At 59.7% G+C, this 13,607-nt stretch carries 15 protein-coding genes; 3 read left to right on the forward strand and 12 right to left on the reverse strand.

Going from position 1 to position 13,607, the window contains the following annotated elements:
* Positions 1–28 precede the first annotated feature (28 nt).
* The 6 genes from fabG to ACQGQ5_RS05505 are packed head-to-tail and all read right to left on the reverse strand — an operon-like array spanning position 29 to position 4,950.
* Positions 29–769, reverse strand: a complete 741-nt coding sequence (gene fabG, locus ACQGQ5_RS05480; protein WP_455735546.1) for a 3-oxoacyl-[acyl-carrier-protein] reductase — start codon at positions 767–769, stop codon at positions 29–31.
* The gene (gene fabD / locus ACQGQ5_RS05485) at positions 763–1,686 is read right to left on the reverse strand and encodes an ACP S-malonyltransferase (protein ID WP_455735547.1); all 924 of its coding nucleotides are present in this window, start codon (positions 1,684–1,686) and stop codon (positions 763–765) included. The genes fabG and fabD overlap by 7 nt, the downstream gene beginning before the upstream one ends.
* A complete protein-coding gene (fabK, locus tag ACQGQ5_RS05490; protein ID WP_455735548.1) occupies positions 1,674–2,621 on the reverse strand; it encodes an enoyl-[acyl-carrier-protein] reductase FabK in 948 nt (315 codons plus the stop codon). Before fabK ends, fabD begins: the two co-directional genes overlap by 13 nt.
* Positions 2,618–3,616 (reverse strand): beta-ketoacyl-ACP synthase III, encoded by a 999-nt coding sequence (locus ACQGQ5_RS05495; protein WP_455735549.1) that lies wholly within the window; start codon positions 3,614–3,616, stop codon positions 2,618–2,620. Before ACQGQ5_RS05495 ends, fabK begins: the two co-directional genes overlap by 4 nt.
* A gap of 20 nt (positions 3,617–3,636) precedes the next feature.
* Complete coding sequence (locus ACQGQ5_RS05500; RefSeq protein ID WP_455735550.1) at positions 3,637–4,485, reverse strand: DegV family protein; 849 nt, start codon at positions 4,483–4,485, stop codon at positions 3,637–3,639.
* Between the two features lie 12 nt (positions 4,486–4,497).
* The gene (locus ACQGQ5_RS05505) at positions 4,498–4,950 is read right to left on the reverse strand and encodes a MarR family winged helix-turn-helix transcriptional regulator (RefSeq protein ID WP_455735551.1); all 453 of its coding nucleotides are present in this window, start codon (positions 4,948–4,950) and stop codon (positions 4,498–4,500) included.
* 318 nt (positions 4,951–5,268) lie between these two features.
* On the opposite strand from ACQGQ5_RS05505, the gene sdaAB reads away from it, so the two are divergent.
* Positions 5,269–5,928 carry an L-serine ammonia-lyase, iron-sulfur-dependent subunit beta gene (gene sdaAB / locus ACQGQ5_RS05510; protein WP_455735552.1) on the forward strand — a complete coding sequence of 220 codons (660 nt, stop codon included), beginning with the start codon at positions 5,269–5,271 and terminating at the stop codon, positions 5,926–5,928.
* Between the two features lie 40 nt (positions 5,929–5,968).
* Positions 5,969–6,850, forward strand: coding sequence for an L-serine ammonia-lyase, iron-sulfur-dependent, subunit alpha (gene sdaAA, locus ACQGQ5_RS05515; RefSeq protein WP_455735553.1), 882 nt, complete (start codon positions 5,969–5,971; stop codon positions 6,848–6,850).
* Positions 6,851–6,902: 52 nt separating this feature from the next.
* Here the strand turns inward: sdaAA and ACQGQ5_RS05520 are convergent, their stop codons facing one another.
* The 6 genes from ACQGQ5_RS05520 to ACQGQ5_RS05545 form a co-directional block, all read right to left on the reverse strand.
* Positions 6,903–9,272, reverse strand: a complete 2,370-nt coding sequence (locus ACQGQ5_RS05520) for a homocysteine S-methyltransferase family protein (protein ID WP_455735554.1) — start codon at positions 9,270–9,272, stop codon at positions 6,903–6,905.
* Between the two features lie 4 nt (positions 9,273–9,276).
* Positions 9,277–9,915 carry a Vitamin B12 dependent methionine synthase activation subunit gene (locus ACQGQ5_RS05525; RefSeq protein WP_455735555.1) on the reverse strand — a complete coding sequence of 213 codons (639 nt, stop codon included), beginning with the start codon at positions 9,913–9,915 and terminating at the stop codon, positions 9,277–9,279.
* A complete protein-coding gene (gene metF, locus ACQGQ5_RS05530) occupies positions 9,912–10,778 on the reverse strand; it encodes a methylenetetrahydrofolate reductase [NAD(P)H] (protein ID WP_455735556.1) in 867 nt (288 codons plus the stop codon). The genes ACQGQ5_RS05525 and metF overlap by 4 nt, the downstream gene beginning before the upstream one ends.
* 429 nt (positions 10,779–11,207) lie before the next feature.
* Positions 11,208–11,384, reverse strand: coding sequence for a hypothetical protein (locus ACQGQ5_RS05535; protein WP_455735557.1), 177 nt, complete (start codon positions 11,382–11,384; stop codon positions 11,208–11,210).
* Positions 11,385–11,425: 41 nt separating this feature from the next.
* A complete protein-coding gene (locus ACQGQ5_RS05540; protein ID WP_455735558.1) occupies positions 11,426–11,581 on the reverse strand; it encodes a hypothetical protein in 156 nt (51 codons plus the stop codon).
* A gap of 88 nt (positions 11,582–11,669) precedes the next feature.
* The gene (locus tag ACQGQ5_RS05545; protein WP_455735559.1) at positions 11,670–12,221 is read right to left on the reverse strand and encodes a TIGR01440 family protein; all 552 of its coding nucleotides are present in this window, start codon (positions 12,219–12,221) and stop codon (positions 11,670–11,672) included.
* Positions 12,222–12,432: 211 nt separating this feature from the next.
* Here ACQGQ5_RS05545 and ACQGQ5_RS05550 point away from each other — a divergent pair, with 211 nt between their 5' ends.
* Positions 12,433–13,272 (forward strand): DegV family protein, encoded by an 840-nt coding sequence (locus ACQGQ5_RS05550; protein WP_455735560.1) that lies wholly within the window; start codon positions 12,433–12,435, stop codon positions 13,270–13,272.
* Positions 13,273–13,607 lie beyond the last annotated feature (335 nt).

Here is a 13,607-nt window from a genome sequence, read left to right on the forward strand (position 1 = left end):
TTCTGCGCACACAGCGCGGTGGATGTTATCACATGCCGAGGCCGCCGTCCATTCTGATGACCTCGCCGGTAAGATAGCCCGCCTCGTCCCCCGCAAGGAACGCCGCCAGCGCGGCAACGTCGCCGGGGGTGCCCATGCGCTTTAACGGAATCGCCTCCACGGCGGCTTCCCTGGTCTTCTCCGGCAGCGCGGCGGTCATATCGGTGCTGATAAAGCCGGGGGCGATCGCGTTGCAGGTCACGTTCCGCGCGGCAAGCTCCTTCGCCGTGGATTTGGTCAGGCCGATCAGCCCGGCCTTCGCGGAGGAATAGTTGGCCTGGCCGGCGTTTCCGATCACGCCGGAAACGGAGGTGATATTGATGATCCTGCCGCTTCTTTTTTTCATGAAATTGCGGTAGGTATGCTTGATCATATGGAACGCGCCCTTGAGATTCGTATCGACCACGGTATCGAAGTCCTCTTCCTTGATCGAAAGAATCAGCCCGTCCCGGGCGACGCCCGCATTGTTCACCAGAATATCGATTCCGCCGAAGTCGGCAAGGATCGCGTCGACCGTTTCTTTGGTCTGCCGGTCGTCCGCAACGTCGCACCGGTAGGCTTTCGCCTTTGCGCCGCACTGACCGATCAAAGCGCAGGTTTCCTGCGCCGCCGCCTCGTTTCCGGCGTAGAGAACGGCGACGTCGGCGCCTTCCCGCGCCAGCCTCAGCGCGATGGCTTTGCCGATTCCTCTGGAGCCGCCGGTCACGACGGCCGTTTTCCCTTTCAGCATGGGCTCCTCCTTAACTCTTCCGCGGCGGCCCGCGCGTCCGCAAAGTTTTCCACATTGAGGATACGCGCCTGTGAAGAGATTTTTTTAATCAGGCCGCACAGGGTTTTCCCGGGGCCGGTTTCCACAAAGGTATCGATTCCGTCCGCGATCATGTTTTCCACGGACTTCTGCCAGTAAACGGGGTGGTTGATCTGCCGCGACAGCGTGACTTTCCCGTTTTCCCCGTAAGGCTTTGCGTCCACATTGGAGTAAACCGGCAGCGAAGGGGCTTTCATCTCCATTTTTTCCAGCTCCAGAAGCAGCTTTTCCGCCGCCTCGTCCATAAACGGGGAGTGGAACCCGCCGCTGACCGCCAGGGGGACGGCTTTTCCGCCCGCGGCCCGCACATCCCGGCAGAAAGCGTCCATCGCGCTTTTGGAAACCGCGGCGACGGTCTGACCCCTGCAGTTGTAATTGACCGGATAGGCGTTTTCATATCTGCCGCAAAGCTCCCTTACGGTTTCCACCGGGAGCTTCAGCACCGCAGCCATGCCGCTCGGGTGCTTTTCCGCGGCGTCCTGCATGAACTCTGCCCGGCGGCACACCAGCCGGATTCCCTCATCCGTACCGAACGCCCCGGCAAAGGTCAGCGCCGCGACCTCGCCCAGCGAAAAGCCCGCGGCCGCGTCGGGGACGACCCCTTCGGCCTTCAGGCACTGTGCCGCCGCCAGATCCACACAGAAAACGCAGGGCTGCGTGTTGATGGTCTGGTTCAGTTCCTCCTGCGTGCCGCCGAAGCACTGCGCACAGGTTCCGGGCCGAAGCGCGTCGGCGCGGCCGAACACCTCTTTCGCGGCGGGGCTGTTTTCCCAAAGGTCTTTGCCCATGCCGCCGTACTGGGTTCCCTGCCCGGAAAAGACAAACGCTATTTTACCCATCTTCCGGCGCCCCCCAACACAGCTTCCGCTTCCCCGAACATTTCGCGGATGATCTCCGCCGCGGGCTGCTCCTTATCGACAAGGGCCGCGATCTGGCCCGCCATGAAGCATCCGTTTTTTTCGTCGCCCTCCACGGCGGCTCGGCGCAGCGCGCCGGAGCCGAAAGCTTCCAGCTCTTCCGCGGAAATGTCGGCGGCGTATTCTTTTTTGGCGAATTCCCGCGTAAAGGCGGTTTTCAGCGCCCGCACCGGGTGCCCGGAGCGCCTGCCGGTCGTCAGGGTGTCGATATCCTTCGCGTGAAGGATTTTATTCTTATAATTCTGATGGACCCCGCATTCGTTTGCCACCAGAAACCGGGTGCCGACCTGCACGCCGGCCGCGCCGAGCAAAAACGCCGCCGCGATTCCCCGGCCGTCCGCAATGCCTCCCGCCGCAACGACGGGGATCTCCACCGCGTCGCACACCTGCGGCACCAGCGTCATGGTGGTCAGCTCGCCGATATGGCCGCCCGATTCGCAGCCCTCCGCGATGACGGCGACCGCGCCGCTCCGGGCGACGCGCTTCGCGATGCCGGTGGAGGCCACCACGGGCATCACCTTGACGCCCGCTTCCAGCCACGCGGCCATATACTGCGAGGGATTTCCCGCGCCGGTCGTCACCACCGGCACCCCCTCGTCGACGACCAGTTGGGCGATCTCCCGCACATGGGGGCTCATCAGCATGATATTGACGCCGAACGGTTTGTCCGTCAGCGTTTTCGCCCTGCGAATTTCGCCCTTCACCCATTCCGCGTCCGCGTTCATGGCGGAAATCAGGCCCAGCCCGCCGCCGTTGGAAACCGCGGCGGCAAGGGAAGCGTCCGCAATCCAGGCCATTCCTCCCTGTAGAATGGGATATTCGATCCCGAGCAGTTCACACAATGGTGTCTTGATCATCTGCAGTCCCCGCCTTCTTTTTGATCGGAACCGTCCTTTCGCCCCCAGCGGAGGATACAGGCCCCGGTGGTCATGCCGCCGCCAAAAGCGGTCAGCGCCAGGATATTTCCGGCGTGCAGCTCCCCCGCGCGGTTGAGCTCATCCAGCAGGATGGGGATGCTCGCCGAGGAGGTGTTGCCGAACCGTTCAATATTGTGCCGGTATTTTTCCGGCGCGATGGAAAGCTTGTTGATTGCCGCGTCGATAATCCGCAGGTTTGCCTGATGGGGCAGGACAAAGTCCACGTCCGCTTCCGTCAGCCCCGCTTCGCGGATGACCTGCACAAGATCGCCGCACATAGCGGCCACGGCGAATTTGTAAACATCCTTGCCGTTCATTTTCAGGTACGGGTCCACCTGCTTTACCTGGGAATACGGGCAGCTGCCCCGCGTATTTTCCACATAGAGCGGGGCGGCGTCGCCCTTCGCCCCGATTTTGATGGAAAGCAGGCCGTCCCCCGGCGCCAGTACCGCCGCGCCGGCCCCGTCGCCGAAAAGCACGCAGGTGGAGCGGTCCTTCCAGTCCAGCAGCCTGGACATGGCCTCCGCCGACACGATCAGGATCCTTTTTGCCCTATTTGCCGAAAAATAAGAAAAAGCGACATCCAGCGCGTAGACAAAGCCGGTACAGGCCGCGTTCAGGTCGAACGCCGGACAGACCGCGCCCAGCCTTTGCTGGATTTCGCATGCAAGAGACGGTGTGATATGATCGCCCCGCGCGGTGGAGCAGAGGATCAGATCCAGCTCCTCCGGCGCCGTGGAAGCATCCTTCAGCGCGCGCGCCGCCGCCTCGGCGGCATAGTCGCACAGGGTTTCCGAAGTGGAAATATGCCTGCTTTTGATCCCTGTGCGCGTGGAGATCCATTCATCCGAAGTATCAATCAGAAGCGACAGTTCCCCGTTGGTCTTTGTACACGCCGGAAACGCGCTCCCCGTACCGATGATCGTAAAGCTCATTTTTTCCTCCGTGTTCCGCGTCAGGAATCCCCCTGCGCAATATAGGATACGCCCACGCAGCCCGGCCCGCCGTGGGTGCCGACGACCGACCCGAGGGCGATGGTCTCGCTGTCCGAAATGTCCGCGACGGAGCCCGCCGCGTCCTTCAGAAGGTTCAGAAACTGCGGGGAATCGGTATCGCCGAAAAAGATGCGGTAAGCGGGATCCGGTTTTTCCTTCTCCATCATCTCCGCAATGCGCAGGGCGGCCGCCTTGTGCCCCTTCTTTTTGTCAAACGCGCTGACTTCTCCGTTTTCCAGGAAGACGATCGGCTTGATGTGCAGCATGGAGCCGATAAAGGCGGAGGAAGCCGACAGCCTGCCGCCCATTTTCAGATATTTCAGCGTATCGATAATCGCGTAAAACCGCTGCTTCTTTTTCAGCTCTTCCACCGCGGAGCAGATTTCTTCCGCGCTTTTTCCGGCGTCCCTCAGCTTAATCATCTCATAAACCAGAAGCGCCAGCCCGAAGCTGACGGTCAGCGAATCGATCAGATGGATATTTTCCGCCCCCAGCGTCTGTTTGGCGATCACCGCGGACTGATAGGTCCCGCTGAGCTTGCCGGAAATAAAAATCCCGACGACCTCGTCGCCGCTTTTGACGTATTTTTCAAATATTTTTTCAAACCGTTCGGGGTTGACCTGCGCCGTGGTGGGGAGTTCCGCGCTGTCGTGGAGCATCTGAAAAAACTGCGGTTTGGTAAGGTCCACGCCGTCCACGTATTCCCTGTCGCCGAAATGCACGCTCAGGGAAACGATCTCGATCCCGAGCTCGGCCTGACGGTCAAGGGAAATATCCGACGTGCTGTCCGTTATAATTTTAATAGCCATAGAAGCCCTCCGTTATTTTTTGTTGCTTTCAAAAAAGCTTGTCACCGCGGCCAGTCCCTTTACAAACATGGCCAGTTCGTCCTCCGTCATGGCGGACATAATGGCGGAAACCATTTTGTGGTGAAAAGAGGAATGAACTTCATTGACGCTTTTTCCCTTTTCGGTCGGGAAGATACGGACAACTCTTTTGTCGCGCTGGTCCTGCTGCCGCTGGACAAAGCCCTTTTTCACCAGCGTGTTGATGGTCGTCGTCAGCGTACCCGCGGTGATCCCCTGGGAGCACGCGATATCCGAAGCCGTATTTTTTCCCTCCTGCGCGCCGCCGCACACCGCTTCGATCACGTGCATTTCCCGCATGGAAAGGTTGTGGGATTCCTTGGTTTTCAGGCTTGCTTCTTCCGTTCTCAGGACCTCGTTAAATACTTTTACGAGGAAATTATTGATCTGGGAGTATTCGTTATTCAACACAGTTCCCTCCTTTCGCGATTTATTTTGAAGTTCAAAATATTTGTCAATTATATCAAAAAAGAATCGTTTTGTCAAGAAAATTTTGAAGTTCAAAATAAATATTGGAATTTTTTTACAAATATTATCTTGTGTTCCGGGCATGATAATATACAATTCACCGAAAAAAGACGTAAGAACTGTCGGGCGCCGAGAAATCGCGCAGCCTGAAAAGCGCGCGGGGGGTTCGCCGGAAAATATCGTTTAAAACACCGGTGCATTATGCTATAATAAACAGATAAATTGGTTTCTTTCAAAATAGGGCGGCGGAGGCTTCTTATGAATGTTTTTGATATTATCGGGCCGGTGATGATCGGCCCGTCGAGCTCCCACACGGCGGGTGCCGTAAGAATCGGGCGGATCGCCGGCGCGCTTCTGGACGGCAGGCCCGTGCGCGCGCACATTCTGCTGCACGGCTCCTTTGCGAAAACATACCGCGGGCACGGAACGGACAAGGCCCTTGTCGCCGGGATCATGGGCATGTCCCCGAGCGACGCCCGCATCCGCGACAGCCTTGCGCTCGCGAAGGAACGGAACCTTTCCGTCGTCTTTGAAAAGGGCGAAATCGAGGGGGCTCACCCCAATACGGCGGTGATTACCCTGACGGATGAGCAGGGGAATACCGCGACTCTGCAGGGCGCTTCCGTGGGCGGCGGAAACATCGTCATCAGCGAAATCAATGGGATGAAGGTGGACGTCACCGGGCAGCAGACCACGCTTCTGATCCTGCACCGGGATGTGCCCGGAGTGATCGCGCACGTGACGAACTACATCGCCTCGCAGGGGGTCAACATCGGCAATTTCAAGCTGACCCGCGGGCACAGGGGCGAAACGGCGCTGATGACCATAGAGGTCGACGGCGAATTCAGCCGGGAAAGCAACGCCGGGATCGAAAAGCTGCCGGACGTCATCCGCTCGACCATGCTGCAGCCGGACTGACGCGGCCGGGAAACCAAGAATCGGAAAGGCCTGGTGGAAGATGGGAATTTATTATTCGGTGGAAGACCTTGTGGGCGCGGCCGCAAGGGAAAATAAAAAGATATCGGAGATCGTTCTGGAGGACCAGTCGCGCGAGCTGGAAAAGCCGGAGCCGGAGCTGTACCGGACGATGCTGGAAAGCTTCCGCGTGATGCGGCAGTCCGTCGAGGACGGCATCGACCCGGACATGCGCTCGGTGAGCGGGCTTTCGGGCGGCGGCGCGTACAAAATGAAGCAGGCGGTGGACCAGGGCCGCACCCTTTGCGGCAAAGTGTTCGGCAGCGCGCTGGTGCGCGCGCTCGCGGTCTCGGAAAGCAACGCCTGCATGGGCAAAATCGTCGCCGCGCCGACCGCCGGCTCCTGCGGGATCATCCCCGCGGCGCTGCTGACGGTGATGGAGGACCGGGAGCTTCCGGAGCGCGACGTGGTAATGGCGCTGTTCACCGCCTCCGCGTTCGGCATGGTGATCGCCAACAACGCGAGCATTTCCGGCGCGCAGGGCGGCTGTCAGGCGGAATGCGGCGCGGCCTCCGCCATGGCTGCTGCGGCGCTGACGGAGCTGGCGGGCGGAACCCCGCGGATGGCGGAGGACGCCTGTGCCATTGCGCTGAAAAACATTCTGGGCCTGGTGTGCGACCCGGTGGCGGGGCTGGTGGAAATCCCGTGCGTCAAGCGCAACGCCATGGGCGTGGCGAACGCGTTTGTGGGCGCGGAGCTGGCGCTGGCCGGAATCCGGAGCGCGATTCCCGCCGACGAGGTGATCGTCGCGATGAAGCGGATCGGCGACGCGATGCCCCGCAGCCTGAAGGAGACCTCCGAAGGCGGGCTTGCCGCCACGCCGACCGGAAAACGCCTAAAAAAAGAGATTTTCGGGGACAGCTAAAAAAGCTGCCGGGGAAAAATCCTCCGGCAGCTTTTTGTATCGGAACCGCGGGTCACTCCCCGCCGAACAGCTTCTGCGCGTAACGCACCGAACCCATCGCGTCCCGGGAATAGGCGTCCGCGTGAATCTGTTGCGCGTATTCGGGCGTGAGCACCGCGCCGCCGACCATCACCCGGCAGTCCGGCACCCTTTCATGCAGCTGGCGGATAGTCTCCGCCATATTGGAGACGGTGGTCGTCATCAGCGCGCTGAGCCCGACCAGCTTCACGCCGCCCTCCTCCGCCGCGTCCACCACCGTTTCGGGGGAAACGTCCTTGCCGAGGTCGATCACGTCGTAGCTGTAATTTTCCAGCAGGACCTTGACGATATTTTTGCCGATATCGTGGATATCGCCCTTGACGGTCGCGAGGATGATTTTTTCCTTCTTCGTCTGCTCCCCGTTGACGGTCATTTTCCCCCGGATGACCTCAAACGCCGACTTGGCGGCCTCCGCGCTCATCAGGAGCTGGGGCAGGAACAGCACGCCCTGCTCGAAGTCCTTTCCCACCCGGTCAAGCGCGGGAATCATCTGGGTATTGATGATGGCAAGCGGTTCCTCCGTTTCCACCAGCCGGAGCGCCGCCGCGTGCGCGCTTTCCTTCAAGCCGCGCACCACCGCGTCCAGCAGGGAAAGCTCCCCCGCGGCGGGCGGAGGCGCGGCTTCCGTTTTCCGCGCGGAATAGCGGGCAATATAGTCCATGCACTTCCCGTCGCTGCCGCTGAGCGCGCAGTACGCATGGTACGCGTCCATCATCGCGGCGGAATTGGGGTTGACGATCGCGGCTCCCAGCCCGTTCTGCAGCGCCATCGTGAAAAACGCGGCGTTGATGTGTTCCCGCTGGGGCAGACCGAATGAAATATTGGAAACGCCGAGCGAGGTATGGATGCCCAGCCGGTCGCGGATCAGCCGCAGGGCTTCCAGCGTAATGGCGGCGTTTTCCTGCCCGGCGCTGATGGTCATGGCCAGCGTGTCGAAAACGAGGTCTTTTTTGTCAATCCCGTATTCCCGGGCCGTCCTCACAATCTTTTCCGCGATTTCAAACCGGCCCTGCGCCGTGGCCGGAATCCCGTTTTCGTCCAGCGTCAGCGCGATCACGGCGCCGCCGTACTTTTTCACGAGCGGGAAGATCGCCTCCATCGATTCGGCCTTTCCGTTGACCGAATTGATCAGCGGCTTTCCGTTGTAAATGCGCATGGCGCCCGCCATCGCCTTCGGATCGGAGGTGTCGAGCTGAAGCGGAAGGTCGGAAATCCCCTGAATCTCCATGACCGCGCGGCGAAGGAGCGCGGGTTCGTCGATTTCCGGCAGGCCGACGTTCACATCGAGAATATGGGCGCCGTTTTCCTGCTGGGTGATCGCCTCCCGCAGCAGGTAATCCATGTCATTGCCGCGCAGGGCCTGTTTCAGCCGGGATTTGCCCGTGGGGTTGATGCGCTCGCCGATCAGCACCGGCTTTTTGCCGAACACGACCGCCCGGGCGAACGAGGAAACCACCGTGCGGTTTTTCGGGACGATGGGACGCGGGGAAAGGTCTTTGCACCGCCGCACCACCGCCGCGATATGCTCCGGGGTCGTACCGCAGCAGCCGCCCAGAATCCAGGCGCCCTCCTTCGCGATTTCCTCCATCACGGCGGCGAATTCCTCCGGCTTTACGTCAAACACGGTTTTGTCCCCTTCGGTGCGGGGCAGCCCGGCGTTGGGGTTCACGATCACGGGCAGGGAACACGCCTGTGTCATCTGCGGGAGGAATTTTTTCATCTGTTGGGGGCCGAACCCGCAGTTGAGCCCCACGGCGTCCACCCCGAGGCCCTCCAGCAGCGCTACCGCCGCCGGGATGTCGCCGCCGGTCAGCAGCTTGCCCTGCTCATCCACGACCATGGTGACGAAAACGGGCAGCCGGGTGCTCTCCTTTGCGGCGAGCACGGCGGCCTTGCACTCGTAGGTATCACTCATGGTCTCGATCAGGATCAGGTCGGCCCCCGCTTTTTCCCCCGCGGCGGCGGCCCGGGAAAAGGCGGAAACGGCGTCCTCGAAATCGAGGTCGCCGAGCGGCCTGAGCAGCTTCCCGGTCGGGCCGATGTCCATGGCGACCAGCGCGCCGTGGGCGGCTTCTCTGGCAAGGCCCACCGCGGCGGCTACGATTTCCTCCGCGGAACGGCCGCAGCCGTGCAGCTTGATCGGGTTTGCGCCGAAGGTATTGGCTGTCAGGATATCCGCACCCGCCGCGCGGTACCTGCTGTGAATTTCTTTGATCAGTTCGGGGCGGGTCAGGTTCCACAGCTCCGGCAGCTCGCCGGGACCGAGGCCGTTTTCCTGTAAAAGGGTCCCAAAGCCGCCGTCAAAAAAGACCATGCGTTTCCCCAGGTCTTCCAGTATTCCCATGATATCAGTCCTTTCTGAACGGACAATTCAAAGACTTGCAGCCCATGCACTTCGCAATATGGCAGGTCGTCCGCTCCGCGGTCAGGCCAATGACCGCAGTAACGGATTTTGTCGGCACCAGCATGCTGTCCTGCGTCATGGCAAGGCCGATTTTTTTCTGCGCCTGTAAAATCCCCAGAAGATCGCGCTGATGCAGGATGGAAAAGTCCCCGTAGCCGGGGCTGTACCGGGGCCGCAGAAACAGCCCGCGCTTTGCCGCCTCGGCGGAAAGCTCCCGTTCCGCTTCGTCGCAGACGCTCTCTGTCAGCGCGGCGGCGCAGGCCTGCAGCACCACGGCGCGGCTCATGTCGATTTTGGAGGCGCGCTCCAAAAGGAAATCCGCTTTCGTGCCGAGCGTGGCCGCGAACAGGTACGCTTCCCCGCAGCCGGAGAGATGCTTCCTCAAGTCCCCGCTTTCCACCCTCAGGTTCCCGAGCAGCACCGCGTCCCCGTCAAACTTCACCGGCAAAAGCAGGCTGAGGCTGCGGGGAGTGACCGCTGCCCGCAGCTCGCTGATGCAGGATTCGATTGTAAGCAGGGTGCGCTCATCCGCGGGCTTGCCGCGGTAGCCCAGATAGCGCAGCACTTCTTCCGTCTCTTTCATTCCCTGATGATCTCCGATAAATTATCCATGATTTTTGCCGCGATATCCGGCTTGTTCATCGTATAAATATGGATCGCGCTGACGCCGTTGGAAATCAGGTCGATGATCTGCTCCGTCGCGTAGGCGATACCCGCCTGCTTCATGGCGGCGGGCTTGTCGGCGAATTTATCCACGATCGCCCGGAAGCGCGGCGGCAGCTCCGTGCCGGAAAGCGCGCAGATCCGCCTGATCTGGCCGCTGTTGGTCACCGGCATGATGCCCGCCACCACCGGGATCCGGATCCCCTTCGCCAGAATCCGGTACAGGAACTGGTAGAGGATATTGTTGTCAAAAAACATCTGCGTGGTCAGAAAGTCGCAGCCGCTGTCCACCTTTTCCTTCAGGTAGCCGATGTCGTCCTCCCTGTGGGCGCACTCGACGTGCCCCTCGGGGTAGCAGGCCGCGCCGATGCAGAACCCGCCGTATTCCCTGATCTGCCTGACCAGCTCGCCGGCGTAGCGGTACTGGCCGGGGGACGGGAAATCGGAATTCTGGGGGATATCGCCGCGCAGGGCCAGGACATTTTCAATATGCTGTTCTTTTAACCCGGATAAGATTTGCCCGACCTCCTCCCTGGTGGAGGAAACGCAGGTCAGGTGCGCCAGCGCGGTCACGCCGCGGCTCTGGATTTCCGACGCGATGCGGGCCGTGTTCCGGGACGTGCCGCCGCCCGCGCCGTAGGTAACGCTCATGAAATCGGGCCTGAGCGCGGAGATGTCGCGCACAACCTCTTTCACCCGGGCGATATCGCCGTCTTTTTTCGGTGGGAACAGCTCGCAGGAAACCGTGACCCTGCCGCTGTTCAGAATTTCGCTGATTTTCATGGCTATTCCTTTCCGTGCCCCGGAAAATAAAAAAGCCCGCCTTCACAGGCGCCGTGCCCGATGAAGACGAGATTCCAAATCCCGTGTTACCACTTCAAATTCACCCGTCCCTTGCGAAACGGGCCTCTCAGGGCATTACGGTGCCGGACACCGCCTATACCCGCTTTCTGTAACGGGAAATCCCCGTCGCAGCCTAAACCGGAAAGCCGGTCTCGGTGCGCCGCTCAGGAGCCATTTTCGCCCCAACTCCCGCCCGCTTTCTTTCAGCGCGGCAAAGCCGCAAAAGCTTCTCTGTGTGCCTTCGGAAGGGTTACTTTCTCCGTCCCTGCGTGTAAAATGATATTTTTGCCAGTGTAGCACAGAAAAGCGCGGTTGTCAAACGGAGCGAAGCAAAAGAGATACAGGCGGGGCGAAAAACGCCCCGCGCCGTCATTCATCGTCCCGCATCAGATTCTCAGCGTAATCGCGCAGGCTTGCGAAGGAATTGATGTTCTCCTCCCGCGCGCTGATGGATTCCTGCACGTATTCGGGCAGGCTGTCAAAGTATTCACCGGCTTCGCTGTCCTCTTCGATCAGCTCGTATAAACCGCTGTACTTGCCTTTCATCGGACTCACCTCCGGGAATAGTTTTCACAGGATTTACAGGATTATCCATTTATTTCCCGAATATGCTCCGCTGCCTGCATCAGCTCGCCCAGCGTGGAAATCTCCACGCCCGATTCCAGGATCCTGTTTTTCACGTCGATGGGCAGATTCTCAAAATACCCCCGTAAATCCGGGTCGTTCTCATAAAAGGTCCCCAAAGCAAAACGCCTCCCCAAACCTCAGTAAATAAAAAATTTACTTTAGTTTTTACGGAAGGCGCCGTTTTTACGTGAGGAAATCCTTTCCTTATTTCAGGCTTTCGTCGTAATTCGCGCGTTCGCCGCCGATGTATTTCGGCCGGGTGCGCGCGCTGGTCACGTTGGCTTCGCCGATTTTGCGCACGGAAAGGCGCACCGGCACCGCTACTCTGGCAAGGTGCATGCCGATCAGCGTGCCGCCGATATCGATCCCCGCCTGAGCGGTGACTTCCTCCACCGCCACCGGATGCTCAAGGTTCGAGTAAGCCGCCGCGGCAAAGGAGCCGCCCGCCTTCGGGCGCGGAACGGCGTTGACGATTTCCAGCCGGTCCCTGACCGCCGCCTCTTTTTCAAGAATGACCGCGCGGTTCAGATGCTCGCAGCACTGGGCGGCCAGGTAAATCCCCTTTTCCTTCAAAACGGGGTAAACGGCGTGAAACACCGCGTTGGCGATTTCCGCGCTGGACGACGAGCCGATATCGTGCCCGCCGATTTCGCTGGTGGAACAGCCCACGACCAGAATGTTTCCCGCAGTCAGTCCCGCGGCTTTTATCAATTCGCAGACGGCTGTTTTCGCCTGCGCCGCAATTCCGTCGTACATAGAAATCAACTCCGATTCATATTTACAGATTTGAGAGATATTATAAGCTTATCGGAGCGATTTTGCAACTCTGCGCGATTTTTTCCATGGGCGGGAGAAATTATTTAATTTTCATTATTAGAATTAATTTTTGCTGTCTATTATGATATTATAGACTAAAATATATGGTTTTGAAAACTATATGATAATTTGAAATTATAGGAGTGCTTTTATGACCTGGAGTATTCTTTCAGACAGCTCCTGCGACTTACCCCAAAACGCGTTCCAGGATTACGGCCTGCACTTTGCGACCGTACCCCTGAAGCTCATCGTGGGCGGCACCGAGTACACCGACGACGATTCGCTGAATGTAAACGTCATGCTGGCCCAGATGAAAAATTACAAGGGGCCGTCCTCGTCGGCGTGCCCGGCGCCGGAAGAGTGGGCAGCCGAATTCCGGAAAAGCGACTGCACCCTGGCGGCGACGATGACCAGCGCGCTGAGCGGCACCTACAACAGCGCCCTTGTCGCGAGGGACATGGTTCTGGAGGAATTCCCCTGGAAGAAAATCCACGTGATCGATTCCCGTTCCACCGCCGGGGGGCTGGCGCTGATCCTGAGAAAAGCGGCGGAGCTGATTTCCTCGGGGCTGGACTTCGACGAAGTCGTGGAGCAGGCGGAAGCGTACTCCCACAGCCTGTTTCTGCTGTTCGCGCTCGGTTCCTACGACAACCTGGTCAAATCGGGGCGCATGTCCCGCGTGGCGGGGATTCTGGCCAACTCGCTCGGCATCCGCGCGGTGGCCTCCAACACGCCGGAAGGCGAGATCAAGGTGCTGCACAAGCCGCGCGGCGAGGAACGCGCGATCCTGCAGATCGTGGAAACCATGAACAAGCTGAAAGACATGGCGGGCAAGCCCGTCGTCATCAGCCACTGCAACAATCCCAAGGGCGCGCAGCGCCTGAAGGAGCTGATCGCGCACGTCTGCCTGACCACGAAGATCACGATTTTGCAGACGCGGGGGCTGACCAGCTACTACACGGAGAACGGCGGACTGCTGGTGGGGTTCTGAGACCCGGACCATGCGGTCGGACCATGCGGTCGGCAGGCGCCTACGGCGGCGCTTCCAATTGGCTTACGTTCAATCGGAAGGGGGGTGCTCCGAAACTCCTTCCGGCGCGCCGAGCGCGACACCTCCCTCACAGAGGGAGGCAAGGGTCCCGCTTATTAAGGCTCCCTCTTTGAGGGAGCTGGCAGGCGCAGCCTGACTGAGGGAGTCACCCCCTGCTTTCATGAGAGCACCCAGACGTCTGAAAAAAGGGACGGGAAAAATCCCCGCCCCATTATTTTCCATATAATTTAGCGAATTCTATTGCACTGGCGAAGAAAACGCGCTATAATTCAGTT

The organism is Caproiciproducens sp., from assembly GCF_053840905.1.

Coding starts and splice junctions, on each gene's coding strand:
- fabG (WP_455735546.1), bottom strand. CDS start 769: ATGCTGAAAGGGAAAACGGCCGTCGTGACCGGCGGCTCCAGAGGAATC.
- fabD (WP_455735547.1), bottom strand. CDS start 1,686: ATGGGTAAAATAGCGTTTGTCTTTTCCGGGCAGGGAACCCAGTACGGC.
- fabK (WP_455735548.1), bottom strand. CDS start 2,621: ATGATCAAGACACCATTGTGTGAACTGCTCGGGATCGAATATCCCATT.
- ACQGQ5_RS05495 (WP_455735549.1), bottom strand. CDS start 3,616: ATGAGCTTTACGATCATCGGTACGGGGAGCGCGTTTCCGGCGTGTACA.
- ACQGQ5_RS05500 (WP_455735550.1), bottom strand. CDS start 4,485: ATGGCTATTAAAATTATAACGGACAGCACGTCGGATATTTCCCTTGAC.
- sdaAB (WP_455735552.1), top strand. CDS start 5,269: ATGAATGTTTTTGATATTATCGGGCCGGTGATGATCGGCCCGTCGAGC.
- sdaAA (WP_455735553.1), top strand. CDS start 5,969: ATGGGAATTTATTATTCGGTGGAAGACCTTGTGGGCGCGGCCGCAAGG.
- ACQGQ5_RS05520 (WP_455735554.1), bottom strand. CDS start 9,272: ATGGGAATACTGGAAGACCTGGGGAAACGCATGGTCTTTTTTGACGGC.
- ACQGQ5_RS05525 (WP_455735555.1), bottom strand. CDS start 9,915: ATGAAAGAGACGGAAGAAGTGCTGCGCTATCTGGGCTACCGCGGCAAG.
- metF (WP_455735556.1), bottom strand. CDS start 10,778: ATGAAAATCAGCGAAATTCTGAACAGCGGCAGGGTCACGGTTTCCTGC.
- ACQGQ5_RS05535 (WP_455735557.1), bottom strand. CDS start 11,384: ATGAAAGGCAAGTACAGCGGTTTATACGAGCTGATCGAAGAGGACAGC.
- ACQGQ5_RS05545 (WP_455735559.1), bottom strand. CDS start 12,221: ATGTACGACGGAATTGCGGCGCAGGCGAAAACAGCCGTCTGCGAATTG.
- ACQGQ5_RS05550 (WP_455735560.1), top strand. CDS start 12,433: ATGACCTGGAGTATTCTTTCAGACAGCTCCTGCGACTTACCCCAAAAC.